Genomic DNA, 26,168 nt, shown 5'->3' with positions numbered 1-26,168 from the left:
CCTAGGTCTGAGAAGGCGTGAACACAATGGCGTTTGGGCCCGTGGGGTTGCTGGTCGAGATGGTGATCGTGTAGGTAGTGCCGCCCTTGGTGTATCTCCGGCTCAGACCGGTTTGACTCACCACATAGGGACCATCCGAGCCAAACGTGACCTCCTCATCCAGTTTCAGATCGCTGACGAGTTCGAGCAATGTAGCATTTTGGCCGGGAATGTTGTACTGCATCGGATCGCGGCTGTCTCGCGAGTACGTCGTGGTCGTGCTTCCCTTCTTGATGGTCAGCTGCGTTGGGTAGGGTGGGCGATACACTCCCCACCCCAAGCTCGCGGGGACCTCACCAATCGCATGCAGCACGTCGCCGAGCACGATCAGCGCCCGCTTCGATCCGTTCGGCGTCAGGGCTTGCGCCCACGCAAGGAAGCTGCCGAGGTTTCGCTCGGCTCGCGGCACGGCTTGGACGTCCAAGCCACGAACCAATCGCTCGCACGGCCACTGGCCCGTGAGCTGCTGCAGCAGTGTGGGCTCGCCGACCGTCTCGGCCAGGAGCGCCACGCCGACCGGCAGTTCGCCCACGGCATCGGCGAGGGGGAGCACCTGGCCGGGGGTCTCCCCTCCGAACGCCCCCGGCCCGGCAAAGACCCACAAGGTCCACTCCACTTCGCTCGCGGTGTGCATGGCTCCATCGTAGTGAAGATCGACGCCTCGGCGACCATCGATTCCGAGTGCGTTGGCGCTCATCCACGCGCTGGGGCGATGCGCTGCTCACGCTCAAAACCAGCTCGCCGCGCGCGATCCACGAGGCGATCCCGAGCCGCCCGCTCAATCCGAGTCGACGCGAGGACGATCGCAACAGCGCGATTCCTGGGGCCTTCTTCGACTTTCGTCGATCGCCGAGGGTGCGTCCGTCACCAATACGGACGAAACCATCGAGCCCCGCTGGTTCAGCGACCGGCGCGTTCGGCCGTCGTGTCTCCTCCTGGGTCGACCGATCCGATAGACTACTGCCCCTATACCAGGAAGGTATCATCATGAAGAAGCCCCTTGTGTTGCAGTTCCTCGTTCCTCTCACCCTTGCCTCGTTTGCCTTCATGCCGACCGCACGGGCAGCTTCCAATGACGTGTGCGTGCGCCAAGCCCAAGGGGTCCCCTTCGCCTCGAAGCCCACCCCCGAGTGGTGGAATAGGTCGCTCAGCGAGGCCAAGCGCGAAGTGAGGTGGACCGGCGCAACCGTTCGGACCGGAAGTCCTCAGTCGTCGGCACCCCAGCTCTCGACGACACGTATGATCTGGGACAAGGGCTCGAAGACCGTGTTCTTCGAGTTCGAGGTCAATGGCGACCCGTCGTTCGACCCCGACGAGGACTTCGTGATGCTTGCCTTCTCGGACGAGCAAGGGACCAGTCCAGGCCTGTTTGCTCTGTTTCACCCGCTCAAGAGCTACAGCGAGCCAGGGAGTACCCAAGCTGGGATCGACGGACCCGTGAAGACGGACGTCGCGCATTCCGTGGAGTACTGGGAGGCCCCTACCTTCGACTCTGCGAGCACCATCAGCGGCACCGACTTCCAGGTCCTCAACCCCTGGGTGAAGGTCGACCGTATCAGTTCGAACGACGTCACAACGTACAAATGGAAGTTCTCGCTCGCATTGTCGGTGCCTGTGGATCAGGAGCAAATTCGACCGAACCTCCGTGTCTACGCCAACGTCAACATGTCCCTGGGGAGCGGGGCTCCCGCGGTCCAGTTTCCGCTATTGTGCAATCCGAGCACTGGCAAGACGTGCATGATGAGCGAGTCGGGCAGCACGATCATCGAGACCGTGCCGTACCAGAACATGGCCAACACCTGGCCAGTGCTCGTGTCGTCCAACCCGGATGGATGCGGGGGGGTGAAGCTGAGCCGCGAGCTGGTGGGCTCGGACTACCAGATGTCCCAATCCCCGCTGGGCAACGATCCGTCCTACAGCTTCCCCAGCGCGACGATCCCGACGTCAGGAGCGCGCCTGCGCGCTGGCTTCCACAACGATACGGACCAGACGATCGCCTCCGGCAGCATCGAGGCCGAGTTCCGCATCGCAGATTGGGGCGCTCAGTGGCAGGACTGGGAGAAGACCGCGACCTGGACCAGGATCCTCGCGGACCAGACCATCACCCTCCAGGGTGACGTGGGAGCGGGCCGCTATGCGGGGGAGAGTCGCCAGGGATTGATCCAGAGTGGTCTCTTCGTTCCACCAACGTATCAGAATTCACACCAGTGTATGCACGTTCGTCTCAAGGCAAGGACCGGAGGCATTCACCTCGCCGTCGACAGCGTCTACCGCAACATGGACATCGTCAGCGCCTCGGTGGCACGTCGTCCTGGGGTCATCGACCTCACGGATCGCCCCCTGCCCAAGGGCAAGACCAAGCACGAGGTCTACCTGCTCGTCCGCACCGAGCACATGCCCGACCCGGCCACGTGCAATGCGGCCAAGGGCAAGCTCTACGGCTGCGCCAAGGGGGGCAGGATCCTTCGCGAGCGACGCGCGCTGACCAAGGCGCAAAAACGGGCACTGAAGGCAGACTTCGCGGCGCGGCGCACCAACCTCGACCAAGAGCAGGTCGATGCGCTGCTCGAGCAGAAGGACCGCAAGGGCGTGAAGACCGAGGAACTGCCGTTCGTGGTGGTGTACGCCATGGTCGACACCGGCCGTCGGATCGACCTGCCCGGCAAGCCCAAGACCCCGGTGCTCGAGCAATTCTCCGAGTTCGGCTACTACGTGGAGCACGAGGGCGACCTCGAGGGCTGGGAGTCGCTCTTGCACGGCGCCGAGCCGGTGCCGGGGACGAACAACCTGTTCAAGCTGGAGATCGAGCCCAAGACGGTGGCCTCGGTGGCCAACACCGTGCGAGTGCTGAGCAAGGAAACCAAGGCGTGCAAGGCTCGGCCGCATGCGCGGCTGGGGGTGGTCAGTCGCGCGCGGGCCGAGGAAGTCGAGGCAAGGATCCTCACCGACGTCGGCAAGGGTGACCCTGGAACGCTGAGCAAGACCCGCGTCACCGACGATCAGCTCGGCTGCGAGCCTCCTCCGCTGCGGGAGCCATGCCGACTCAAGCACTGCACCCCCCACAGCCCCGCCGCATTCATCGAGGGCAGCCGCTACGTGGGCGACTGGAAGCCCGTCGAGCGCAAGCTCGGCACGTTGAAGGGAAAGCGCGCCGAGTAGTCCGACCGGGGGCGCCTACCATCTCGAATGCGTGCGGCCCGGGCCCGGCCCCGCGTACAGTAGCCCCCGTGAGCTCGCCCCCCCGCACCCACGGCGACCTCGGGCTCCCGCGCCCCGAGCCCGACACGCTCGAGGGCAAGGTGTTCGAGGCCCGCCTCGAGGCCCGCCTGCTCGGGGTCGAGCCGCAGCTCCCCCGCATCGCCCGCTTCTCCATCGAGCGCAAGCTCGGCGCGGGCGGCATGGGCACGGTCTACCTGGCCCACGACGACGAGCTCGCTCGCGACGTCGCGCTCAAGCTCGTGCGCGGCACGAGCGAGCTCGCCGGCGAGCGCATGCGCCTGCGGGAAGCCCGGGGCCTGGCTCGCATCGCGCACCCCAACGTGATCACCGTGTTCGACGTGGGCGAGCACGAAGGCCGCGTGTGGCTGGCGATGGAGCACGTGCCCGGTCGTACGCTGCGAGACTGCGCGGCCGAGCTGCCGCGGCAGCGCGTGCTCGAGCTGTGGATCGCAGCCGGCCGTGGGCTCGCGGCCATCCACGAAGCGGGGCTGGTACATCGCGACGTCAAGCCCGACAACGTGCTGCTCGGCGACGACGGGCGCGTGCGGGTGATCGATCTGGGGCTGGTCCGTGCCGCCGCCACGCGCGACGGCGAGCGAGCCACCACGGAGCCCGACCCGCTCGCGAGCGAGGTGCTGATGACGCCGGGCTTCGTGGGCACGCACAGCTACGCAGCCCCCGAGCAGCGGCGCTGCGAGCCGGTCGACGCCCGAGCCGATCAGTATGCGTTCTGCGTCTCGCTGCTCGAGTCCCTGTGCGAGGCCAAGCCCCCCGCGGGCCGCGAGCACGAGCCGTTGCCCGTGGTGCTGCGCGACGCGATCGCACGCGGTCGCGACGAGGATCCGACCCAACGCTTCCCCAGCATGGCCGAGCTGCTCGACGCGCTCGAGCGCAGCACGACCTCGGCGCGCGACCGTCGACGCCGACGAGCCCTCGGCCTGGCCGTCGTGGGCGTGGGTGTGCTCGGCGGGATCACGGCCGCGTTCGCATGGCCTCGTGGCGACGTGCCGGCCCCGACGCCCGCCCCGGCCCCCCCATCCGAGGCCTGGTCCGAGTGCATGGCGCGGGCCGAGCCCGCGTGCGAAGGCCAACCCAGCGAGGTGATCGAGCTACGGGTGAGCTGCGGCGGGCCCGGCTGCGATGCGCTGCGGGTCGAGCCCTCCGCCGCCCTGCTCGTGGGGGAGCGCTGGCCCTTCGACATCGTCGTGGACGTTCGCACGCCGAGCGCGGTGGAGCTGCGTTGGTACGGGGCCAACGACGCGGCGAGCTCGGGCCACGGCGAGCTGGCTCCCGGCCGCCATCCCTTGCCGCCTCACTGGCAGCTCGCCGACATCCCGGTCTGCATCGACGTGGTCGACGCTCGGGACCGCGTACGCTCGGTCGTGGTCGAGCACACCACCGCGTGTGAGTGAGCGCGGCTGGCCGCTCCTGCCCGCCGGACCGCTACTTCATCTGCTCGCGGACCTGCCGGGCCCAGTCCTCGAGCTCCGCCTCGGTGGTGGGCGGCCGCTCCCGGGTGCGCTCCATCGTGTCGAGCTCGGCCCGCAGCTCGAGCTTGGCCTTGCCGATGCGGCCGCGTACGGTGCCCACCGGGATGGAGAACACCTCGGCCAGCTCGGGTGCGGTGAGTTCCTCCCAGTAGTAGAGCTCGAGCAGCACCTGCGAGTCGATGCTGATGCGGCGCAGCGCGGTCAGCAGGCGCCGCTGCTCTTCCGACGACGCGACCACCGAGCTCGGCCCTCCGCTCGAGCCCTCGACCGAGACCGTGCCGAAGTCGATGCTCTGCCCACGCTGCTGCTCGCGGTAGTGCTCGCGCAGCACGTTGTTGGCGACCGCAAACAACCAGGTGCGGAAATTCGAGTCGCCGCGAAAGCGCTCGACCCCCGCCACACAGGCGGCAAAGGTGCGCTGGGCGAGCTCTTCGACCAGCTCGGGCTTGCCGACCTTGTTGCCGAAGAAGCGCTGCACGAGCCTCGCGTGGCCGCGGATCAGCTCGCTTCCGGCCTTGCGATCACCATCGCGCCAGGCCAGCAGCAGGTCGCGCTCGCGGCTGCGCTCGCTCACGCCACGCACGGTAGCACGCCGGAAGACGCGGCGTCGTACACCGCACCGAGACCGGTCCGCGCCCCCCGTGCGTCAGTAGCCGGTCCCTTCCAACGACCCCTTCCCCGTCGGTCTCCAACGAGCTCGATGCGGCGCTGATATAGTCCGAAACGATGCGTGCCTGGCCGAGCTCCTTCCTCCTCGCCTGCGCCCTCGCCCCCGTCCTCGTCGCGGTCACGAGCCTTTCGTGCACCAAGACCGAGGAGGATGCCGAGCCCACCGTCACCGAGTCCGCCGAGCCCGCCGAGGGTGGCGTGCCCGCGCTCGATCTGTGGGCCGGGGTCCCGCCGCTCACGGCAGAGCCCGACGACATCGCCACCAAGCTCGAGCCACGCCCGAGCCCGCTGCCACCGCCGTCGTCCCACGAGACCATCGAGGTGCCGCTGAAGGCCCCCGAGGACGGCGAAGGCCCCACCGCGCCGCCGCCCGATCCCGGCCCCCTCGAGGTCGAGCGCCACGGCCCCACCGGCGCGCAGTCCATCGTCGACGCGGTGCGCCTGTCCTTCAACCAACCGATGGTGCCGCTGGCCGACGTCACCACGCTCTCGACCGCGTCGATCCCCTTCACGGTCGAGCCCGCCGTACCCGGCGGCACGCAGTGGCTGGGCACCCGCACCCTGGCGTTCGTTCCCGAGTCCGGCCGCATGCCGTTCTCCACCAAGTACACGGTGACGGTACCCGCGGGCGTGAAGTCCACGTGGGGCAACGCGCTGGCCTCGGACTTCCGCTTCGCCTTCTCCACCCCCACCCTCGCGCTCGAGTCGAGCACCCCGTGGGACGAGTCGGACGACGTGACGCTCGAGCCCACGATCACACTGGAGTTCAACCAGGCCGTCGAGCGCACCGCGATCATCGGCGCGATGACCCTGTCGGGCGGCGGCGATCGCATGGGCCTACGGCTCGCACCCCCGCCCAAGACGGGCCCCGCCACCGCCACCCCGACCACCGAGCCCGAGTGGAAGGCCGCTCGCCGCGTGGAGGTGATCCCCGAGCGCACGCTCCGGCCCAACACCCGCTACACGCTGTCGATCCCCGCGGGCACCTACGGCGAGGGCCCGATCGCGAGCAAGACGATCACCACCCACTTTCGCACCTACCCCCCGCTGACCCTGAAGAAGGCCAAGTGCTGGGGCACCTGCTACGCCAACAACGGCATCACCATCGAGTCGAGCACGCAGCTCTCCGATCCCGACATCGCCAGCAAGGTGCACGTCTCTCCCGAGCCGGCCAACTTCTCGGTGAACCCCCAGTGGTCGGGCATCGTGCTCTCGGGCGAATTCGAGGGCCGCACTCGCTACACGGTCACGGTGGACGCGGGCCTGCGCGACCTCCACGGCCAGACCCTGGCCCGCGAGTTCAAGACCACCACCACCCTCGGACCGCCCTACCCCTCGGTCTCGCCGACCAGCTCGATGGGCAACCCGGTGGTGATCGAGCGCGCCGCCAGCAAGGACCTCGAGCTGCTGGTCGCCGGGGTCAAGAACATCGAGCTTCGCGCCCGCTCGATGAAGCTCGCCGCGGTGCCCGACTTCCTCGACGCGTACCCCTACGACTCGGAGCGGCAGTGGCCGCAGTACCACGACCCTCCGACCTACACCAAGCTGTTCGCCACTCCCGACGCGATGCGCCGCACCGAGCGGGTGTCGCTCGATCTGTCGCCCGCGCTCGACCCCGGTGACGGGCACCTGTGGCTCGACGTGCGCAGCAACCCGGTGCGCGACCACGGGTGGACCCAGCGCTACGGCCTCCACGCGCTGGTCGAGGTCACCGACCTCGGGGTGGCCACCGCGCTCGACGGCGACTCGGGCCTGGTCATGGTCACGCGGCTCTCCAACGGCGAGCCGGTGGAGAGCGCCAAGCTCGAGCTGCGCGACCGCTCGGGCAAGACGCTGCTGTGGTCGGGCACGACCGACGAGGACGGCCTGGCCCGCATGACGGCCGGGGCCGAGTCCGACGGCGCCCTGCTGACGGTCGAGCACGGGGACGACAGCGCGCTCTTGCGCGTCGAGTACGGCGACCTGCGCGGGCGCTACCGCTACCCGGGCATGTCGACCGACGAGGACACCCCGCGGGCGTTCTTCTTCACCGATCGCACGCCCTACAAGCCCGGCGACACCGTGCACCTCGCCGGCATCCTGCGGCAGGAGACCCGCGGCCCCAAGGGCGGCGTGAAGCTGTGGCTGCACGACTTCCCGGCCGAGTACCAGGTGACCAACCCGCGCGGCGTCGAGGTGGCCAAGGGCACGGTGAAGCTCGGCGCGCTCGGGACCTTCAGCGTGGACATTCCCACCAAGGAGGAGCACGGCACGGGCGACTTCTCCTTCACGCTCACCGTGAGCAGCCTGTTCGGCTCGGACCAGCGCTTCTACCACTCGTTCCCCGTCGAGACCTACCGCGCGCCCGAGTTCACGGTGTCGGTGGATCGCGACGACTCCAAGCCGCTGGTGTTCGGCGATCGACTGGTGGCCAAGATCCACGGCGACTATCTGCACGGCGCGCCGCTGTCCGGAGGCGAGGTCACCTGGACCCTTCAGCGCTCGCAGACCGGCTTTTCGCCCCCGGGGGCGCTGAACGAAGGCTTTCACTTCGGGATCGCCTCGAGCCGCCATGGGCCCCTCGGCTACGGTGGAGGCTACGGGCGCGGCTTCCAGCGCTACGGCCGTGGCCATCGCGGCGGGTACTACGACGACTGGGGCGGCGGCTGGGGCCCGAGCTTCGCCAGCACGACCGTGGCCCAGGGCACGGGCGCACTCGATGCCCTGGGCGTGTCGACGGTCGAGCACGAGCTGCTCGCGATCGAGCCGCCCCCCGAGGGCACCCCTGCCCCCGATCCCACCACCAAGCCCGAGGAGGACGAGGGCCCGCCGCCACCGTCCACGTTCACCCTCGAGGCCACGGTGGTCGACGACAACCGTCAGGCGATCGCGGGCCAGGGCAGCTTCGTGGTCCATGCGGCGCGGGTCTACGTGGGCCTGCGCGCCGAGCAGACCGTGCTGCGTGAGGGGCAGAAGGCCAAGCTCGAGGCGGTGCTCGTCGACCTCGAGGGCGAGCGCGTGGCCGACCGCGACGTGGCGCTCACGTTGCTGCGGCGCGAGACCACGCGCACCGCGGTGGAGCGCGGCGGTCGCTGGATCTACGAGACGGAGACCAAGGAGGTCGAGGCGGGCCGCTGCGCGCTGACCTCGGCCCTCGTCCCCGCCACCTGCGAGCTGCCCGTGGGCACCCCCGGCACCTACCTGGTGCGCGGCACCGCCGAGGACGCCGACGGCAACGCCACCCGCAGCCAGATCCAGGTGTACGTGCACGGCAAGGACTCGGTGGTGTGGGAGAGCACCGAGCGACGCGTGGACCTGGTACCCGACCGGGTCGAGTATGCGCCCGGCGACACCGCCACCGTGCTGGTGCGCTCGCCGTTCGACGAGGCGCGCGGCGTGGTCGTGGTCGAGCGCGAGGGCATCGCGCTCGAGCTGCCGGTGGTGGTCGAGGGCGGAGCGACCATCGTGGAGATCCCCATCGACGACACCATGCTGCCCTCGGTGTCGGTCTCGGCCCTGCTCACGCGCGGCCGGGCGGAGGTCCCCGGAGCACCCAAGGGTCAGGACCTGGGCATGCCCGCCGCGGCCACCGGCACCGTGCAGCTGCCGGTGTCGACCGACGCCAAGAAGATCGCGATCGAGCTGACGCCCTCGGCCAAGGAGCTGGCGCCCGGCGACACCATGACCCTCGAGCTGACGACCACCACCGCCAAGGGCGAGGCGCTGCCGGCCGCGGTGGCGGTGATGGTCGTCGACGAGGGCGTGCTCAGCCTGATGGGCCACCAGACGCCCGATCCCCTCGCCTTCTTCCACCACCCGCGCACGGACGGCGTGTGGATGTACGCGCTGCAGGCGGCCGTGCTCGCGCGCGACGTGCCGCCGCCGGCGGGGGCGACCGGTGGAGGCGCATTCGACAATGACGATGGCACCGGCGAGGGCACCATCGGGCTCGGAAACATGGGGCTCATCGGCCGCGGCGCAGGCGGTGGAGGCTCCGGCTATGGCCGCGGCTCGGGCGGCGCCCCGGGCGGAGCGTTGGCCGACTCGCCCGACCAGCCGGCAGCCCCCATGGAGGAGTCGCGCGCCCGCGAGAACAAGCAAGCCCCCAAGCGCAGGGACGCCCGAGCAGCCCCGCTGGCCAAGAGCAGCAGCTCGATGCGCAGCAAGGGCGGCGAGTCCGAGCGGGCCACGCTCGATCCCTCGCTGGCGATGGCGCAGCCGGTGTCGCTGCGCGAGGTGTTTGCCACCACCGCCTTCTACCAGGCCGAGGTGCTCACCGACGCCTCGGGCAAGGCCACCCTCGCGATCCCCATGCCCGAGAACCTCACCACGTTCCGCGTGATGGCGGTGGCGGTGGATCCCGCCCAGGCCGACCGCTTCGGCAAGGGCGACACCACGGTGCGCATTCGCAAGCCCTTGATGCTGCGCCCCAGCCTGCCGCGCTTCGCCAACTTCGGTGATCGCTTCGAAGCCTCGGTGATGGTCGACAACCAGACCGGCGCCGACCAGGCCGTGCTCGTGGGCACCCGCGGCCTCAACGTGAGCCTCCCCGGCGAGGCCCAGACGATGGTGGAGATCCCCGCGGGGCAGTCGCGCGAGGTTCGCTTCGACATGGCCACGCAGCAGGTCGGCACCATGCGCCTGCAATTCGCGGCGCTCAGCAACGGAGGGCGTGACGCCACCGAGCTGTCGCTGCCGGTCCACTACCCGGCCACCGCCGAGGCGTTCGCCGACTACGGCATGATCGAGGGCGCCACCGAGCGCACGGTGGTCCCGCCCGCCGAGGCCTTGCCCGAGTTCGGCGGCCTCGAGCTGTCGATGTCGTCGACCGCGCTCTCCGGTCTCGAAGACGCGGTGGACTACCTGGTGACCTATCCCTACGAGTGCGCCGAGCAGACCGCCAGCCGGCTGCTGCCGATCTTCGCGCTCTCGAAGATCCTCGACGACTTCCCGGTGGCGAGCCTGCGCGACGTGGTGTACCGCAACCACCTCGCGGCCGACGGGATCCGCAGCCTGCTCGACAAGCAGAACTACGACGGGGGCTTTGGCTACTGGACCAGCCGCCATCACGAGAGCTGGCCCTACCTCACCAACTGGGTCACGTTCGCGCTGCTCGAGGGCAAGCGAGCCGGCTACACGGTCGACGAGGAGGCGCTGCGCCGAGCGCTGAACTACGTGGAGAACTTCGTGACCTACGGCCACCGCACGCGCTGGGGCACCTACTACGACTGGACCAGCCGCGCGATGGGCCTGTGGATCCTCTCGGGTGAGAAGCGCGGCTCGGCCCTGTTCGATCGCGTGTGGGCGCACCGCAAGGAGATGCCGCTCTACGCCCACGCGCTGCTCATGGCCGCAGCCCACCGCTACGGCCGCACCACCGCCCGCGACCAGGTGCTCGACGAGCTGCGCGACGCGGCGATCGAGAGCCCGCGGGCCATGCACTTCGCCGAGGGCAAGAGCGAAGCCGACGTGGACGGCCTGCGGGTGCTCATGCACTCGAGCGTGCAGACCGACGCGATCGCGCTCATCGCCCTGCTCGAGGCCGTGCCCGGCGATCCCATGCTGCCCAAGGTGATGGCGGGGATCATGTCGGGCCGCGATCCCAAGCAAGGCGGTCGCTGGGGAACCACGCACGCCAACGCCTGGGCGCTGGTGGCCGCCGACCGCTACTACCGCTCGGTGGAGGCCGACGAGCCCGACTTCACCGCGCGGGTATGGCTCGACGAGCAGCTCTCCGGCGAGCAGCGCTTCGAGGGGCGCAGCATGGCCAGCGCGGAGCTGCGGCTCGCGATGGCCGAGCTGCTGGAGAACGGCGGGGGCAAGCCCGAGCGCTCGCTGGTGCTCGGCAAGGAGGGCACGGGCAAGCTCTACTACCGCATGGGCCTGCGCTACGCACCCAAGGACCTCGTGCTGCCCGCGGTCGATCAGGGCTTCGAGGTGCACCGCACCTACGAGGCGCTGGCCGGCGCCGAGGGCAAGCCGGACGCCAGCGCCGTCCAGCAGCTGCCCGACGGCGGCTGGCAGGTGAAGGCCGGCACCAACGTCAAGGTCACGCTCACCATCGTGGCGCGCGACCGGGCCAACTACGTGGTGATCGACGACGCGCTCCCGGCCGGCTTCGAGGGGCAGAACCCGCGCTTTCGCACCAGCGTGGCCGCAACCAGCGAGGCCAGCCGCACCGTGAGCGCCGATCACTGGTGGTGGCCGTGGTGGAGCTTCGACCACACCGATCTACGCGACGACCGGATGCTGCTGTTCTCCGACTCCATGCCGGCCGGGGTCTACACCTACAGCTACACGGCCCGCGCGACCACGCTGGGCACGTTCGTGCTGCCGCCCATCAAGGCCGAGGCGATGTACGAGCCCGAGCGCTTCGGACACAGCTCGACGGCGACGGTGCGCGTGGTGGAGTAGATGCGATCGGATGCGATCAGTCGCACGTGCCGTCGGTGCACGTGCCGCTGATGCAGTCGCTCTCGCCGTCGCAGGGATCGCCCGGGCTGCCATCGTGGCACCGATCGTCGGGACCACAGATCGGCGAGTCACCGGAGCAATCGGTCTGCCCGTTCTGCGAGCAGGGATCGCCCTCGCCCCCGTCCTGGCACACACCGTCGGGATTGCAGAACGGCGCCGACGCATGACACCCGCCGTCGTTGTTGCACGGGGTGCCCTCGCCGGAGCTCATGCAGGTGCCATCGATGCACACCGGCGTCGGCTCGACGCAGTCGACGTCGCCCTGACACATGGCCCCCGTGTCCGAGTCCGAGCCCGCCGAAGACCCCACGCTGGCTTCGCCCGCGGTTCCATCCGCATCCGTGACATCGCTGGTCGTGAGCACGTCCGTGTCCGATGCCGGCCCCAGCCAGTCGGGGTTGGGCTGGCGACACCCGGCGACGAGACCGCATGCGATCCCGAGCACCACCCGTCGACCCGCCCCTCTCACCATCTCGCGCATCATCTCCGACCTACTGCCGTCTCCGTGCCCACCCAAATGGTACACCGGCGTGGTCACTCCTTGGGGTCGGCCGCACAGCGAAAGCCGACGTCATGGGGATGGAAGCCCTCGGGCACCGCGCGGCGGAACGCGGGATCGACCTCCGCCGGCCTGGCGCTGTGGAACGAGGCGCCGCGAACCACCCGCGCGCCCTCGGGTGCCTTGCCCTCTGCGCCGGGATACGGCGCAAACGGATCGGCGGTCCACTCCGCCACGTTGCCCGCGAGATCATCGATGCCACCCTTGCCCCGACCCCCGGGGAAGGTCCCCACTGCTGCGGTCTCCACGTGCGCATCGCTGGCGGGGAACATGCTCTCGTCGAGGCCGATCTTCGTGCGGCGAAACCACGCCAGGCACTCGCTGCCGCACGCGTTGAGCCGCTCGGGCGCCGGCGGCTCGTCGCCCCAGGGAAACGCACGACCGTCGCCTCCCCGCGCCGCCCACTCCCACTCGAGCTCCGTCGGCAACCGCCCCCCACGGAAGCCACAGTACGTGGTGGCCTGCGCCCACGTGACGCAGTTGATCGGGTGATCGTCGACCCCCTCGCGCGTCTCGTTGCACAGCGACGAGAATTCCTGGGCCGCGTTCTTGGGCTCCTCTTGGGCCCAGTGGCTGTCCTGGAACGCTCGCTTGCACTCCCCCTGGCCGGAGCAGCGGTGGAACTCGGCCACCGTCACCTCGTGCGCGTCGAGGCAGAACGAGCCCACGTCGACGCGATGGCTGGGCTTGGCCGCCGCCAGGGCCGGCTCGGACGAGTCGCTGCCCATGAAGTAGTTGCCGCCCTCCACCAGCACCATGCCCTCGGGGCAAGGCCCCGCGGGCTCCACCGGCACCTCGGCGGGTGTCGGTGCGGGCGCAGCGGAGGAATCGGCGGACGCGGCAGGCGTGGTGGTCGAGTCGCTCGGGCCGTCGTCGCCGCGGGTCGTCATCCATGCGAGCGAGACCGCCGCCACCACCCCCAGCGCTCCGATCGCGGCGAACAGCGGCGCCTTGGAGCGCGGAGCGGGCTCGCCCTCGGAGGCCGGCACCGACGTGCGACCCACCGCGGTGGGCGTTCCGTCTCCATCACCGCTGGGGCCGAGCCGACCGGGGTTGGTGGGCTCGGGCGTGGGACCCAGGGCAATGCCGGCCTGGGCCAGCAGGCCCCCCGGCGCCCACGGCAGCGGCTTGGCCCCGAACAGCTCGCGCATCAGCTCGGCCACGGCGCCCGTGGTGGTGCTCAGCTGGTACTGGCGAACGAAGGCCTCGAGGTCGTCCTGCAGCGCACGCGCGGACGGATAGCGCTCGTCGCGATCGCGAGCGAGCGCTCGGACCACGATCGCCTCGAGCTCCTCGGGGTAGCCCGACAACACCGAGGAGGGCAGCGGCGCATCACGGTTGGCGATCATGCCCATGACCGACAGCTCGTTGTCGGCGCGGTAGAGCCCCCGCATGGTGGTCAGCTCCCACAGCAGGATGCCGATCGCGAACACGTCGCTGCGCCGATCGAGCGGCTCGGCCCGGCACTGCTCGGGCGACATATAGGATGCCTTGCCCTTGCGCACGCCCACCTGGGTCATCTTCGACTGGGTGGCCGCCTTGGCGATCCCGAAGTCGAGCAGCTTGACCGCACCGTCGTGCGTGATGAACACGTTGGTGGTGGAGACGTCGCGGTGGACCAGCCCCAGCGGCGTGCCATCGAGCCCGACTTGCTCGTGCGCGTAGTGCAGCCCGGCGCAGACTCCGATCACGATGTGCAGCGCCAGCGCCATCGGGATCCCCTGCCCCGCACGTGCGGACGCCCGCAGCACGGAGCTGAGATCCTCGCCATGGAGGTAGGCCATGGTGAAGAAGTAGTCCTCACCCGCCTTGCCGATGTCGTAGACGTTGACGATGTTGGGGTGCTCGAGGTTGGCGGCAACGCGCGCCTCGTCGAGGAACATGCCAACGAAGGTCTCGTTGGCGCTCAGATGCGGGAGAATCCGCTTGAGCACCACGATCTTCTCGAACCCTTCGATCCCCGAGGTCTTGGCGAGATAGATCTCCGCCATGCCACCGGTCGCCAGCTTGTACAGCAACTGGTAGCGACCGAGTTGCTCGCCGGCGGTGGCCTGCTGCTGGCTGAATGCGGTGTGCGTGCTCTGATTGCCCGGCAAAGGTGACCCCGGCCGCAAGGATACGCGAACCGCGAGGGTCCATCAGCCCGCAGCCGAGGTCGCGAGGTCTTCGCCTTGCGGGAGCAGCAGGCCCGCCAGCGCCTTGTAGGCTCGGTGGGCCCGCACGCGCAGCGCCCCTGGTCGTACGCCCAGTCGTTGGGCGATGTCGGCCATGCTCATGCCACGAAGCTTGTGCAGCTTGACCACCTCGCGCTGTCCGGGGGGCAGCTGCTCGATCGCATCGCGGACCCGTCGAGCGATCTCGTCGCCGCTCTCGAGCGAGAGCTGAAGCTCCTCGGCGTTGGGCTCGACCTGCGGCACGCCCATTCCGGACACGTCGCCCTTGGCGATCAAGGTCTCGTGTCGGCGGTCGCGGCGGTAGTTGTGGCGCAGGTGATCGAGTGCCACGTTGCGGGCGATCGCCAGATACCAGCCCTCTACCGCCCGATCCGCCCGCTCGGGCAGCGATGCGAAGCGGTCGCGCGCGGCGTGAGCGCGCAAGAAGGTGAGCTGGACCAGATCGTCGACCACCGCGACATCGCGGACCAGTCGACTGAGCCGGGCCCGAAGTCGAGGCTCGAGCGCCGCGTGCAGCTGGTCGAACGCGCGCTCGTCGCCATCCACGTAGGCCTCCATCAAGCGATGGATCTGGCCCGGCTTGGGGCCCTTGGCGGGGGAGGAGGAGACGGAGGATTCGGCGTGAAGGTCGGTCATGGCTCACCACCTCATCGAGCGGTGCTCTTGGGGATCTTCCGCGCGGGAGACCCTTGGATAGTTGACTGGTCGGTAAAGTTTCGGGGACGAAAAAAGACTACGACGAGGCGGGACGAACCTGACATGGCGTCACCCCATCATCCTCGTCGAGGGTCGATGCGAACAGATCGCTCGAGGAGTCGCAGAACGCGGTGCACATCCGCGCGGGCTCGGGCTCGGGTGCCTCCACGCGAGGGAGCTCGGCCTTGGCCAGGGCGAGCACGCCGTGGGCCAGGCGGAGGAACACCTCGGGATCGCCGGTGACCTTGGCCAGCAGGGTCGAGCCCTGCAGATACGCGATGATGGCCTCGGCCGACTGCCTTGGGTCGGGCACGTCGAGATCCCCGCGGGTGCGGGCGAGCTCGAGGAGCTGGGTCAGGCGCGCGTGCCAGCGCGAGAAGATCGAGGCCAGCTTGGCGCGCAGCTCGGCGTCTCGATGGGCCATCTCCTGCGCCAGGTTGCCCAGCGGGCACCCGTTGGCGGCACCGTAGCTGCGCTGCGCCGCCACGTAGCCGTGGTAGAGGCCGGTCAGCATGCCCACCAGCTGCTGTCGGGCCGAGGTGCCGCTCTCGATGGCGAGCTGCATGCGGGCCTCTTGGTACTCCGCGAAGCGATCGAGGGTGGCCAGGACCAGCGCGTGCTTGGAGGGGAAGAAGTGATAGAAGCTGCCCTTCTTGAGGCCAGCCTCGTTGCAGATGTCGGACACGCTCACGGCCGTGTAGCCGCGCTCGTGGATCAGCCGTGCCGCCGTGGCCAGGAGACGGTCTCGAGCATCGCTACAGCGACCCATGCGAGCCTCCCTTGGCGCCTTCCCGAGCGGCGGTGCTGGTATTGTGGGTTTCGCGCACTTTTTCTTGTCCGACCGGTCAACTATAGGAGCCGGTCCGGGGCTGCACAAGGAGGGCCTGCATTTTTTTCTTTCGAGTTGCGTGATCTCCGCAGCCGTGGAGGTGATTCGTCGGTCGGCCCATGCCGGGCTGCTAGGCTTTGCCGCGTGCTCGGCAAGCTCCTGCTGCTCTTCACCGTGGTCCCCGTGGTGGAGCTGTACCTGCTCATCACCATCGGCGCCCAGCTCGGGGCCGGGGCAACCGTGGCGATCGTGCTGGGCACGGGGCTCTTGGGGGCCTGGCTGGCCAAGCGAGAGGGCGCCCGCGTCATGCGCCAGTGGCAAGAGTCGATGGCGCGCGGGGAGATCCCCAAAGAGGGCGTGGTCTCCAGCGTGCTGGTGCTGGTGGGGGGCGTCCTGCTCATCACACCCGGCGTGCTCACCGACGTGACCGGATTGCTGCTGCTGGTGCCATGGTCGCGACGCGCGGTGGCCCACCTGGTGCGCAAGCGGCTGGCGCATCGCTTCCAGGTGCAGAGCTTCCTGGTGGGAGCGCCAGGGGGCTTTCCCGGCGCCACGGGAGGACGAGGCCCCGTGATCGACGTCGATGCGGTCGAGGTCGACGATGCACGCGACGCGTCGGCCGACCACGAAGCCAGCGCCGAGCGAGCCGAGGAGCGTCCCCTGCCGCCGGGCTAGCAGCCCAGCGCGATGAACTCCACGTCGGTATCGATCCCGAACAGCGACGAACCTTCGGTCCCCGAGAGGAAGCCCTGGACCTCCACCTCGCTCACCACGAGCAGGGTTGCCGTGCCTTCGAGGGTGCCGGCGCCGCCCGAGCAGAATCCGCCCGGCTCGAGCTCGCCGGTCATGCTCACGAAGCCCGACAGCTCTTCGAATAGGAGATAGGTCCCCGGCACCTGGAGCTCGGGCGGGATCAACATCGAGATCTGCCATTGAGCGCCGCACTCGAGCGCCGCTCCCGGATCGATGCAGTCGTCCGACCCGGTGGAGATCTGGACCACGAGAGCATCGGGAGCGATGTCGGGTCCGGTTCCGGTTCCATTGCCGGAGTCGGACGGACCCGAGTCGGTCTCGGCCGTGTCTTCGGTGGCCATCAGCCAGTCGTCGTAGCGCATCACCCAGGCATGCATGGGCAAGGGGCCCACCACGCCCGTGGTGCCGTCGGTCTCGACCGGCGGGGGCGCCACCGTGGTGATGCCACCGGAGCCGGTCCCCGTCTCGGTCTCGACGGCCGTGGCGTCCCCGCTCGTCTCGCGCGGCAGCTCGCCCAGCGGCGTGGACAGGGCGCAGGCCGAGCCCAGCCACGCGAGGGCCAACGCCCCGCAGCTCGCCCACCGGGCCCCGACCGCGTCACGGCGCACAGCCCTGCCTCGCCTTTCGCATCTTGGGCAGCAAGGCCGATCCGGGCAGGCTCCGCTCCGCTCGCTCGAGCACGGCGTGGGCTTCGGTTGCGCGTCCGGTGGCACACAGGGCCTTGATCTCGAGCAGCGTGCGAAGATCGCCGAGCGCCGAGCCGGCAAAGCGCTCGCGGTGATCGGCGATCTGCTCGAGCGCGCGCTCGGCCTGGCCGGCGGCCAGCGAGCTCTGGGCCGCGGTCAGCAGCGCGGTCTCGTCCGACAGGCTCGGCGCGTGGGCGACCGGGGGATCGACCCGCGATGGGCGAGCATCACCGGCCGCACGCGCGGCCGTGGCGACCGACGAGGGGATCGACGTCGATGCCGAGGGCTCCGCTGCCTCGGGCTCCCCCGTCGCTGGGCTCGGCTCCATGGGCGCGGCTGCTCCCCGAGCCGGCGCCGCTCCGCGGGCTGCCGTCGACGAGCCATCCCGCTCGGTCACCGTGGCCGGCCGATGCTCGCTCGCGGGCCGACGCCCGCCGGTATACGAGCCACCGATCGCGGCCAGGCCCAGCACCGCGGCGCCGGCCACCGCGAGCTTCCAGCTCGCCACCGCACCCGCCCCGGCCCCTACCCCGGCCACGGTGCCCTTGGAAGCCAGCGCCAGCTTGGGCATCAGCACCGCCCAGCAGCGCTTGGCCGCCCCCTTGGGAGGCCGGGTGTGATCGCGCAGATCGTCGAGCGCATCCTCGAGATCTTGGTCGGGACCATGCGCGTCCCAGCCCGCCCGTAGCTCGGCCCGGGCCAGCCGGATCCGCGAGTAAACGGTGTTGGGGTTGGTCCCCGCCGCCTTGGCGATCTCGGGAGCGCTCCAGCCCTCGAGCTCGCTGAGCACGAACGCCTCGCGCTTGCGCTCGTCGATCTGGCCCAGCAGCGTCTCCACCGTCAGCAACGAGTCGCGATCGCGATGGGGCTGGTTGGAGCGCGGAGGCACCCAGCCGAGCGCGTTGATCTTGCGCCGGCTTCGCTGCTCGCCGCGGCGATGCCTTGCCGCCACGCGACGTGCGATCTGGAACAACCAGCTACGGGTCGCATGCGGAGACTCGAGCGCATCGAGCCGACGGTGCACGATCACCCAGACCTCTTGCGCCGCGTCCTCGATGGAGGCCTCGGGCACGCCCAGCCGGCGCAGCACCGACCACGTGAAGCGAAACCAATGACGATAGAGCACATCGAATTCGGGGACCTCGTCGTCGAGGACCCGCGCCGGCCGGACGTGGTCCGTACCGCTGCTCGAGAGCATGCTCATTCGGTCGTCTCCTCAGGTGCCCGGATCGACCTCGATCCTTCACGGGCCTCCCCAGAAAATCACCTCGGCGACGATAACATGTCGTGATCATTGGAGATCCATCATGCTCCATCGCCCCGTGCGCACGTGTTCGGGCCGGCCGCTGGGTCCTACGATCGGCCGGGCCACGCGCGCAGCTCCACCCCAACGAGTCCGCGGATCCCCACGCTCGTGGGCACATGGATCAGCTCGGTCGTGGTGGGCGCGGTGGAGTCGACCAGTTCGAAGCGAGGAAAGACCAGCGGCACGAACGGCTGGGCGCCGACCCACAGGGCGACGCGAGGTCGCGGCTGCCAGCGTAGGGCGACCTCGGCCTGCGCCGCCAGCCACGGGCGCAGCCGCGTCAGGGAGGCCGGCGCGAGGGCATCACCGCGCATCACCCCCAGCTCGATCCCCCCGCACAGCGCCGCCGCGAGCGGGCGAGCGGGCAGCAGGCGGCACGCTCGCCCGGCCACGTGCCCGAGGTGGACCCGGGCCGAGGCATGGGGGCTCTGGGCCTGCCGGCCGATCCAGTACTGACCCGACAGCTCGCCTCGCACCGAAGCCCCGCCGATGGCGATGGTCACGGCAGCGCCCCCGGTGCCGCCGGGGATGGCCCCGTACTCGCCTCCCGCCTGCGCGCGCAGCCAAGCGGAAGGGCCGCGCGGCAGCGTAGTGGGCCGCGCGGTCTCGGGAATCGAGCGATCGGAGCCCGGCTCGGGCTCTGGCCTCGCCGGCAGTGACTCGGGCTCCGGCTCCTCCGCCGACGGCGGCTCGGGCTTCGGCTCCGGCTCCGGCTCCGCCGACGGCAGCTCGACCTCGGGCTCCGGCTCCGCCACATCGGGCTCTGGGACCAACAGCGTGTCGGCGACATCGGGGTCCACCATCACGGCCGCGAGCAGGGCTGCCGTGTCGGCCAGCGCCGCGCAGCGCTCGGCCGCAAGCTCGCGCTCGTCCACCACCTCGCCCGCAATCACTCGCAGCGCGAGCACGAAGCCCTCGCCCTCGGCGCGAACGACCGCCTCGATCCGCACCTCGTCGACCCCGAGCGGTCGGCGCAACAGTTCCTCGATGCGTCCGCGCACCACCGCGGCATCGGGGCAGGACGGCGGAGCCTGCCACGACACCGCGTCCTCGCTCGGCGCGGCGCCAAGGGCCCACACGAGGCCCAGCAGGCTCCCCCACATCGCCGCGGAGCATAGCAAGGACCCTCGATCGAGAGCGCGCCCGTAGCGCTCGACCCGGGAGAACTCGACCGAGGGGAAGGAAATTCGCGGGGGCCGTGAAGGGTGGCGGCCGAGCCGGGCACCTCTTCCCGTGTAGCCCCGCCGCGGGCCCTTGACTTGAAGGACCATCCATCATGAAGACGATCCCTGGCTTGCTCGTGCTCTCGATCCTTTGTGCTCCCCTGGCCGCATGCGACGTGCCCTTCGGACCCACGGACATCGGTGACGACGATGACGTCTCCGAGGAAGGCGAGCTCGAGGACGACGAGGACGACGAGAACGACGAGAACGACGAGGACGACGCCACCACCACCACCGGGGCCAGCATCGAGCCGGACCCGGGCGATCCCAACGTGGTCACCGCGTTTGCGATTCGCCATGGCGACCTGCCCTCGCCGGGCGGGGGTGGGCTCGACTCGGGCGGTGACGATGGGGGCTCGGACATCGATCCCGACGCCTTGCTCGTGGTGATCACCAACGGCGCGGCCACCTGCGAGGATCCCTTTGCGGCCAACGAGTGCGGCACTCGCTGGTCGGTGAGCTTCACGCTCCCGCCCGCGCTCCAGCAGCCGGGCAGCTACGACCTGTGGCCCGATCTCAACGGTGGCTTCAGCGTGACCGGCGAGCCCTACCCCGAAGGCGATTGCTCGTGGGGTGGCGGTACGCTCGAGGGCGTGGTCGACATCCTCGCGATCACCGACGAGGGTTTGGTCCGCGGAGCCATCCACGGCGCCGACGCATTCGACTTCGACGCCAACGTCACGTTCGACGCGGTGGGCTGCCCGTAGCCCCTTGCCTGGCACGGCCCGAGGTCGTGCCGGCGCGAGCCATCACGGCTGCGCGCGACAGCTCGGCGGCGGGCCTCCGCCGCACTCGCAATCGCAGTCCTCGGCCTCGTCGCCATCGGGTACCGTCGTCCGACCCATGCCCCGACAGTGGCAGTAGCACCCGCCGTCGACGAAGCCGCAGCCGGGTCGGGCGTTGCACTCCGCTTGCTGCTGCTTCGAACGCGTCACCCCCTCGGTCCCGCTGCCCCAAAAGCCCGCCTGGGCAAACCCCACCTCGCAGGGCTCGCGCGAAGGTCGGCACCGATACTGCTGGGAGCGCGGAGCCTCGTGCTCGAGCGTGCATGAGGTGGAGCGCATGCACTCGGTCCGAGTCAGCGCCTCACACGGCCGATCCGGATCGCCAGCGACGGCGTCCTTGCTCGACGCGGCCGGCGGCGATGGTGACGTCTCGTTCCGACTCACGGTGCCCTCGGGGGTCTGCGACGCCGGAGCACAAGCACCGAGCACCAGCACCATCGTCCATCGAATCCATCGAGGCCGTCGCATCGGGTGGCGATCATACTGCGAGCCGGTGCATTTCGATCGCACTTCGAAGTTGACAAGCCTCTTCCATCGCGTAAGGTGCCTCTTCAAGAGGTCGACGATGGCTCCTGTCCAGCATCACGCACACACCCGACGGTTCTTGTACGCTCTCGCGTACGAGTACTCCTCGTCGTATGCGTATTTGCTCGGCAGTCGAAGCTCGTCACGCTCTCGTTAGGCGGCGGCTTCGTACGCAAGGCGTGCGATCGTGACCACCCGCGCGGCCACCATGCATGGTGGCGGCGTGAGTGGGCGGATCATTGCGCCCTGATGTCGAGTACGTCGCGACGCAGCGCCAGCAAAGCGCCGTTGGGCGCTCCTTCGGAGGGATGGCCGAGTGGTAAGGCACCGGCCCGCTAAGCCGTGGTCTGGTACGCCAGCGCGGGTTCGACTCCCGCTCCCTCCGCTTGCATCCGCGCTGCGTCACGACCTTCGTATACCGATGGAAGGTTGGCCGAGCGGCAAGGCACTCGCTTGGAACGCGAAGGTCTGGTCTGGTCTCCCAGGTCAGCGGGGGTTCGATCCCCTCACCTTCCGCCGGAGGGTTCGGCATGGCAAGCCAAGCTGTCTTGAACATAGCGAGCCCAATTGGGCTCTGGGGGTTCGACTCCCTCACCCTCCGCATTTCATCTCTCGTAGGCCGCCAAGGCCTACGTCCTGGAAGGGAGCCATTTGGTCTGGCAAACGGCTTCGAAAGTCGTGGGGTACTGCCCCAGGGGGTTCGATTCCCTCCCCTTCCGCCATCCGTGGGACGCCCAATCGGTAGGGCACCGGACTGTAAATCCGGGGCGCTCGCGCGCATTGCAGGTTCGAATCCTGCCCCACGGACCCACCAGCTCAGAAGCGACCGGACACGCCCACCGTCATCCCGCCGCCAGGCAGCAGCGACAGCGACGGCGGGCCGAAGGTGCGCTTCTCCCAGTCGCGGTAGGCCTTGCGGCGCTTCGTGCCGATGGTGAGCAGCGCCGCGCCTGCCCCGAGCTCACCGAGCCCGAGGAGGAGGTTGCCCACGGGCACTTGGCCATCGACGGCCGATGCGACCACCACGGTGATCATGTTGATGCCCCCCGCGCCGAGCAGAACCGATCCGCCCACGATCATCCCGTAGCCGGCGCTGGGCGCATCGATCGAGTGCTCGGCTTCCCACTCGCGCAGCGCCTGCGCTCGACGCATGCCGGGGACGATGAGTGCGACACCACCACCGATCTCGGCGGCACCCACGACGACGATCGCCGCACTGATCCCACGCGAGGTGGAGTCGCCACCAAGACTCTCGCTGATGGCCAGGAGCGCCAGACCGGAGAGCACGGTGAGCCCGCCGGCGCCGACCAGGATGCCGCCGCCCACCCGCATGCCCGCACCGGCCAGCGGCGGGGGGCTCGAGGGACGGTACCGTACGGGCTCGAAGTCCTCGGCCGGCTCGAGACCTTCGGCCGGCTCGACCGGAGCCGCCTCGACGGGCGCGACCTCGACCGGAGCCGGAGCAGCCTCGACCGGAGCCGCCTCGACCGGAGCCGCCTCGACCGGAGGCGGCTCCGCCTCGACCGGAGCCGAGGGCTCGGGTGGAAGCGCAGGCTCGCTCGGGGGCGGCGCCGTCTCGACCGGCGGTGGTGTGCTCGTCACCGGCGGTGGAGCCTCCGTGGGTCGTTGCACCGGCACCTCCGGTGGAGGGGCCGACGTCACCTCGACGGGCGCCCATCCCAGCTGGGGCAGCGGCACCGCCGCGCTGGCAATGCCCGGGAGGTAGAGCAGCCCAGCGAGGGACACCGAGGCGCGGATCATCGTGCCAAGCGTACCCGAGATCGAGCCACGCCATCAGTCCTGCCCGCCGAGGCCGGCGTCGAACGCCCCGTGGAGCCCGGCGGCCGTCGCGACGTGGCCCTCGGCGCGCAGCCGCTCCTCGATCCAGAGCCGGGCATCGTCGACGATGGCGAAGACCTTGGTGGGATAGGGGTTGCGCACCGCCAGCTGCACCCCGGAGATCACCGCACGAGCGGTGGCGGCGATGAAGCCCTCGCCTTCCACCACCAGGGCGAGCGCGATCAAGGTCTCCCGCCCGACCTTGGCCTGCACCTCCGCTTCCTTGCGAGCCTCGCCGCTCAGCAGCATGGTGGCCCGTGGCCCCACGATCGTCAGCGCCACGATGCGCCGCTCGTCGAACGAGTCGGTCAGCGTGCGCTGGTGCTCCCCCAGGATGCGCAGGGCATCCTCGGTGGGCGCCCCCCTCCAGCGACTGGTGACCACGCGATCCCAGATCACGATCTGCAGCTGTTCGTCGTCGTGGACGACGCGAGGACCGGCCGGCACGGAGCACGAGGATAGTCGAGACCTCTCACTTGGAGCCACCGCCTCGACCGAGCCCCTGCCCTTGCCAAGCCCATGGAGCCTGTGGCTTGCTGTCAGGGTGTCCGACAAGCGTGCCGAGATCGTCGAGGAAACGCGCCGCGTCGTCGAAGAGCTGACGTCGCGAGCCTTCATGTTCACTGCGCTCGACGTCTCCAACGAGGTCAAGCGCACCGTCCACGGGGTCCGCCACCGGGAGATCTCCCCGGTGGTCCGCGAGCTGTTCGAAAAGGGGGCCATGGGTCCCAGCTACACCCGCACCACCATCGACGTGCTCGCGGGCGACAAGAAGGTCCAGGCGCTGCTCTACTACGAGAAGAGCGACGACCCGGCGGACTACGACGGCAGCCTCCGACAGCAGCAGGCCATCCCGCCCACGCCGTCGTCGCTCTCCGGAGCCGAGGCCGCCCCGCCGTCGCCGGCCGCCCCGCAGGCGAGCGGGCCCGCCAAGATCGCCCTGCAGCTCGATCGCGAGGGCCAGGCCATCGTGCCTCGCGCGCTCCTCGAGCAGGCCGGCTTGACCGGCCGCGTCGTGCACCTCGACAGCGCAGACATGGGCTCGGGTCTGGTGCTCACGGTGGCCGACCCCGCCGCCGACCCGCTGGCCGAGCTCGAGCGCGACGGGGACGCGGTGCTGATTCCACGGCGCTACCTGTCGGCCTTCGATGCCAGCGCCCCGATCGTCGCCCACCTGGGCGCGGGCGTCATCGAGATCACCGGCCAGGTCCGGTGATCCCGACGACGGGTGCGATGACGGAGCCGATCCGGTCCCCGCCCCCCTGCGTCACTTGTACTTGATCTCGAGCAAGTGGGTCAGGCGCGAGGCGTTCTCGGTGAACGTCACGACCTCGTCGTGGGAGAGCTGCGGGTTGCCGTGCGACCTGGCATAGATGTAGTCGTGGCCCTTGGCCGGGCGTGCGCGGTCCCAGCACGCCTTGAGGTGGACTTCGGGGACTCCCAGGGCCATCTCCTCGAGGAACATGAAGCCCACCTTCCCCGTGTTGCCACTGGCCCAGTAGGCCCCCGAGATCGAGGTGTAGTTCATGCTCTTGAGCGCGCCATTGTAGCGCTTGTACGACTTGCCATCCTCGGCCTTGATGGGCTTGCCGGCGTCGGGCCAGCGAGGAGCGTGGTAGATGCCCTTGCCGAATGCCTTGCCGGTGATGTGGACCCCCTTGGGCAGGTTCTCCGGCATCAGCAGGCCGCTCTTGGAGATGCCCATGAGGTTCTCGGTGCGGGTGCCGTGCCAGCCCGGGACGATCCCCGTGGCCCCCTTCTTGTCGATGACCGTGGCCGCGTACTGCTTGAACAGCGGCTCCTTGCCCTGGCGCTCGAGCTTCCATGCCCGGGCCACCGCAAGCTTGCCGAAGAAGTTGGAGTTCTTGGGCGACTGCCCCACGTCGAAGAGCTTGGCGACCCGCTCGTACTCCTTGCCCTTGGGATCGAGGTAGTCCAGATCGCAGCTGAGGCCCTTGTACCAGACGTCGAGCGGATCGTCGGCGTGGGCGGCCTCGGCGAACACTTCCTTCTGCAGGTGGGCGTCGCGCAGCAGGGTCAGGAACCGGCGCTGGTCCTCGACGCGCTCCTTCGAATCGAGCAGGATGAGCGACAGGTCGAGCTTGCTGCCGCGTCGCGCGTAGTCGATGTTGCGCGGGATGTTGGAGAGATAGGCGTTGGTGAGCTTGACCAGCGCCGCCTTGCTCGGTCGCGGCTTGCCCACCAGCTCGTCGAGCTCGTCGAGGATGTCGGCGCCCTTGTCGAGCTGGGAGTCGCGGAGATTGCCCAGGGGGGCGTCGTCCCGCGCCCCGGCGCTCGAGCTCAGACCGCGCTTCACCGCGTTGCCGGCCTCGGTGTAGATCAGCTCGAGCAGGCTGGCGACCTGGGGATGGACGTCCAGCTTCTTGGTCGCCTGCTTGTTCTTGGTGACCTCGACGCCCTTCTCCTTGGCCTTGGCGATCTCGTCCTGCTGGGTCCGCATCTCCAGCCGCGTGTAGCCCTTGGCGACCTTGCCATTGACCTTGGACTCGAGCTGACGACGCGCCTGGGCCAGATCGCTGAACATCAGCGTCTGGGTCTGCCCGGTCGCCCCGACTCGCCCGTAGTTGAACACGACCTGGAAGCGCCCCTTGCCGAGCTCGGTGAGGGTCGCCTTGTAGTACTTGTTGGAGCCCAGGCTCTTGGCCCCGGTCTTGGCCCCGGTCAGGTCGGTCCAGTTGAGCGTGACTTCCTCGATCAGCCCTCCGGATCCCGTCGACGGCGCGGGGGCGGCCGGGGCTGCGGCCTTCTTGGCCGAGGCGGCCTTCTTGGCCGGGGCTGCGGCCTTCTTGGCCGTGGCGGTCTTCTTGGCGGCGACCTTCTTGGTCGTGGTCTTCTTCTTCGCTTGGGCCATGGACGGGATATTGCCGCACAACCCGGGGAGGGATCCACATTCTCGTCGTGG

At 69.6% G+C, this 26,168-nt stretch carries 19 protein-coding genes and 5 tRNA genes; 11 read left to right on the top strand and 13 right to left on the bottom strand.

From position 1 onward, the window contains the following. Position 1 precedes the first annotated feature (1 nt). The gene (locus OEB96_RS18890) at positions 2 to 673 is read right to left on the bottom strand and encodes a hypothetical protein (RefSeq protein WP_266217558.1); all 672 of its coding nucleotides are present in this window, start codon (positions 671 to 673) and stop codon (positions 2 to 4) included. Positions 674 to 1,026: 353 nt separating this feature from the next. Between OEB96_RS18890 and OEB96_RS18885 the strand changes: the two genes are divergently transcribed. Together OEB96_RS18885 and OEB96_RS18880 are read left to right on the top strand one after the other, a co-directional pair. Continuing rightward, a complete protein-coding gene (locus OEB96_RS18885; RefSeq protein ID WP_266217556.1) occupies positions 1,027 to 3,198 on the top strand; it encodes a hypothetical protein in 2,172 nt (723 codons plus the stop codon). Positions 3,199 to 3,266: 68 nt separating this feature from the next. Further along, entirely contained in the window at positions 3,267 to 4,670 is a 1,404-nt protein-coding gene (locus OEB96_RS18880) for a serine/threonine-protein kinase (RefSeq protein WP_266217554.1), read from the top strand. Between the two features lie 31 nt (positions 4,671 to 4,701). On the opposite strand, the gene OEB96_RS18875 is transcribed toward OEB96_RS18880, so the two are convergent. Further along, positions 4,702 to 5,322: an RNA polymerase sigma factor gene (locus OEB96_RS18875; protein ID WP_266217553.1), complete on the bottom strand. Its 621-nt coding sequence runs from the start codon at positions 5,320 to 5,322 to the stop codon at positions 4,702 to 4,704. 152 nt (positions 5,323 to 5,474) lie between these two features. On the opposite strand from OEB96_RS18875, the gene OEB96_RS18870 reads away from it, so the two are divergent. Further along, positions 5,475 to 11,810 (top strand): Ig-like domain-containing alpha-2-macroglobulin family protein, encoded by a 6,336-nt coding sequence (locus OEB96_RS18870; protein ID WP_266217551.1) that lies wholly within the window; start codon positions 5,475 to 5,477, stop codon positions 11,808 to 11,810. Between the two features lie 16 nt (positions 11,811 to 11,826). Here the strand turns inward: OEB96_RS18870 and OEB96_RS18865 are convergent, their stop codons facing one another. The 4 genes from OEB96_RS18865 to OEB96_RS18850 all read right to left on the bottom strand — a co-directional run bounded on the left by OEB96_RS18865 (position 11,827) and on the right by OEB96_RS18850 (position 16,068). Beyond that, on the bottom strand, positions 11,827 to 12,342 hold the full coding sequence (locus OEB96_RS18865; RefSeq protein WP_266217549.1) for a hypothetical protein: 516 nt from the start codon (positions 12,340 to 12,342) through the stop codon (positions 11,827 to 11,829). 62 nt (positions 12,343 to 12,404) lie between these two features. Continuing rightward, the gene (locus OEB96_RS18860) at positions 12,405 to 14,525 is read right to left on the bottom strand and encodes a bifunctional serine/threonine-protein kinase/formylglycine-generating enzyme family protein (protein WP_266217548.1); all 2,121 of its coding nucleotides are present in this window, start codon (positions 14,523 to 14,525) and stop codon (positions 12,405 to 12,407) included. 42 nt (positions 14,526 to 14,567) lie between these two features. After that, positions 14,568 to 15,239 (bottom strand): RNA polymerase sigma factor, encoded by a 672-nt coding sequence (locus tag OEB96_RS18855; protein ID WP_266217546.1) that lies wholly within the window; start codon positions 15,237 to 15,239, stop codon positions 14,568 to 14,570. Between the two features lie 97 nt (positions 15,240 to 15,336). Then, positions 15,337 to 16,068: a TetR/AcrR family transcriptional regulator gene (locus OEB96_RS18850; RefSeq protein ID WP_266217544.1), complete on the bottom strand. Its 732-nt coding sequence runs from the start codon at positions 16,066 to 16,068 to the stop codon at positions 15,337 to 15,339. A 204-nt stretch (positions 16,069 to 16,272) separates the two neighbouring features. Here OEB96_RS18850 and OEB96_RS18845 point away from each other — a divergent pair, with 204 nt between their 5' ends. After that, positions 16,273 to 16,803 (top strand): FxsA family protein, encoded by a 531-nt coding sequence (locus OEB96_RS18845; protein WP_266217542.1) that lies wholly within the window; start codon positions 16,273 to 16,275, stop codon positions 16,801 to 16,803. On the opposite strand, the gene OEB96_RS18840 is transcribed toward OEB96_RS18845, so the two are convergent. The 3 genes from OEB96_RS18840 to OEB96_RS18830 all read right to left on the bottom strand — a co-directional run bounded on the left by OEB96_RS18840 (position 16,800) and on the right by OEB96_RS18830 (position 19,976). Continuing rightward, a complete protein-coding gene (locus OEB96_RS18840; RefSeq protein WP_266217541.1) occupies positions 16,800 to 17,444 on the bottom strand; it encodes a hypothetical protein in 645 nt (214 codons plus the stop codon). The two genes, OEB96_RS18845 and OEB96_RS18840, sit on opposite strands and share 4 nt — an antisense overlap. A 34-nt stretch (positions 17,445 to 17,478) precedes the next feature. After that, entirely contained in the window at positions 17,479 to 18,771 is a 1,293-nt protein-coding gene (locus OEB96_RS18835; RefSeq protein ID WP_266217540.1) for an RNA polymerase sigma factor, read from the bottom strand. Between the two features lie 149 nt (positions 18,772 to 18,920). Beyond that, on the bottom strand, positions 18,921 to 19,976 hold the full coding sequence (locus OEB96_RS18830) for a hypothetical protein (RefSeq protein ID WP_266217539.1): 1,056 nt from the start codon (positions 19,974 to 19,976) through the stop codon (positions 18,921 to 18,923). Between the two features lie 173 nt (positions 19,977 to 20,149). Between OEB96_RS18830 and OEB96_RS18825 the strand changes: the two genes are divergently transcribed. Further along, positions 20,150 to 20,803, top strand: coding sequence for a hypothetical protein (locus tag OEB96_RS18825; protein ID WP_266217538.1), 654 nt, complete (start codon positions 20,150 to 20,152; stop codon positions 20,801 to 20,803). Between the two features lie 42 nt (positions 20,804 to 20,845). Here the strand turns inward: OEB96_RS18825 and OEB96_RS18820 are convergent, their stop codons facing one another. After that, positions 20,846 to 21,349 carry a hypothetical protein gene (locus OEB96_RS18820; RefSeq protein WP_266217537.1) on the bottom strand — a complete coding sequence of 168 codons (504 nt, stop codon included), beginning with the start codon at positions 21,347 to 21,349 and terminating at the stop codon, positions 20,846 to 20,848. Between the two features lie 359 nt (positions 21,350 to 21,708). Between OEB96_RS18820 and OEB96_RS18815 the strand changes: the two genes are divergently transcribed. The 5 genes from OEB96_RS18815 to OEB96_RS18795 all read left to right on the top strand — a co-directional run bounded on the left by OEB96_RS18815 (position 21,709) and on the right by OEB96_RS18795 (position 22,213). After that, positions 21,709 to 21,791 (top strand) — tRNA-Ser (locus OEB96_RS18815). Positions 21,792 to 21,829: 38 nt separating this feature from the next. Continuing rightward, positions 21,830 to 21,922 (top strand) — tRNA-Ser (locus OEB96_RS18810). Positions 21,923 to 21,924: 2 nt separating this feature from the next. Next, a tRNA-Ser gene (locus OEB96_RS18805) sits at positions 21,925 to 22,007 on the top strand. A gap of 37 nt (positions 22,008 to 22,044) precedes the next feature. Beyond that, positions 22,045 to 22,128, top strand: a tRNA-Ser gene (locus OEB96_RS18800). A gap of 1 nt (position 22,129) precedes the next feature. Then, positions 22,130 to 22,213 (top strand) — tRNA-Tyr (locus OEB96_RS18795). 9 nt (positions 22,214 to 22,222) lie between these two features. On the opposite strand, the gene OEB96_RS18790 is transcribed toward OEB96_RS18795, so the two are convergent. After that, positions 22,223 to 23,167 (bottom strand): hypothetical protein, encoded by a 945-nt coding sequence (locus OEB96_RS18790; protein ID WP_266217536.1) that lies wholly within the window; start codon positions 23,165 to 23,167, stop codon positions 22,223 to 22,225. A 33-nt stretch (positions 23,168 to 23,200) separates the two neighbouring features. Then, the gene (locus OEB96_RS18785) at positions 23,201 to 23,692 is read right to left on the bottom strand and encodes a hypothetical protein (protein WP_266217535.1); all 492 of its coding nucleotides are present in this window, start codon (positions 23,690 to 23,692) and stop codon (positions 23,201 to 23,203) included. Positions 23,693 to 23,789: 97 nt separating this feature from the next. Here OEB96_RS18785 and OEB96_RS18780 point away from each other — a divergent pair, with 97 nt between their 5' ends. Then, a complete protein-coding gene (locus OEB96_RS18780; RefSeq protein ID WP_266217534.1) occupies positions 23,790 to 24,461 on the top strand; it encodes a hypothetical protein in 672 nt (223 codons plus the stop codon). Positions 24,462 to 24,512: 51 nt separating this feature from the next. On the opposite strand, the gene OEB96_RS18775 is transcribed toward OEB96_RS18780, so the two are convergent. Then, positions 24,513 to 26,117: a WGR domain-containing protein gene (locus OEB96_RS18775; RefSeq protein WP_266217533.1), complete on the bottom strand. Its 1,605-nt coding sequence runs from the start codon at positions 26,115 to 26,117 to the stop codon at positions 24,513 to 24,515. Positions 26,118 to 26,168: the final 51 nt, after the last annotated feature.

This window comes from Paraliomyxa miuraensis, assembly GCF_026337845.1.
In the GTDB taxonomy this organism is placed as follows: domain Bacteria; phylum Myxococcota_A; class Polyangia; order Nannocystales; family Nannocystaceae; genus Paraliomyxa; species Paraliomyxa miuraensis.
Note: the sequence above shows the minus strand (reverse complement) of the source record. Positions and strands in the feature narration are given on the sequence as shown.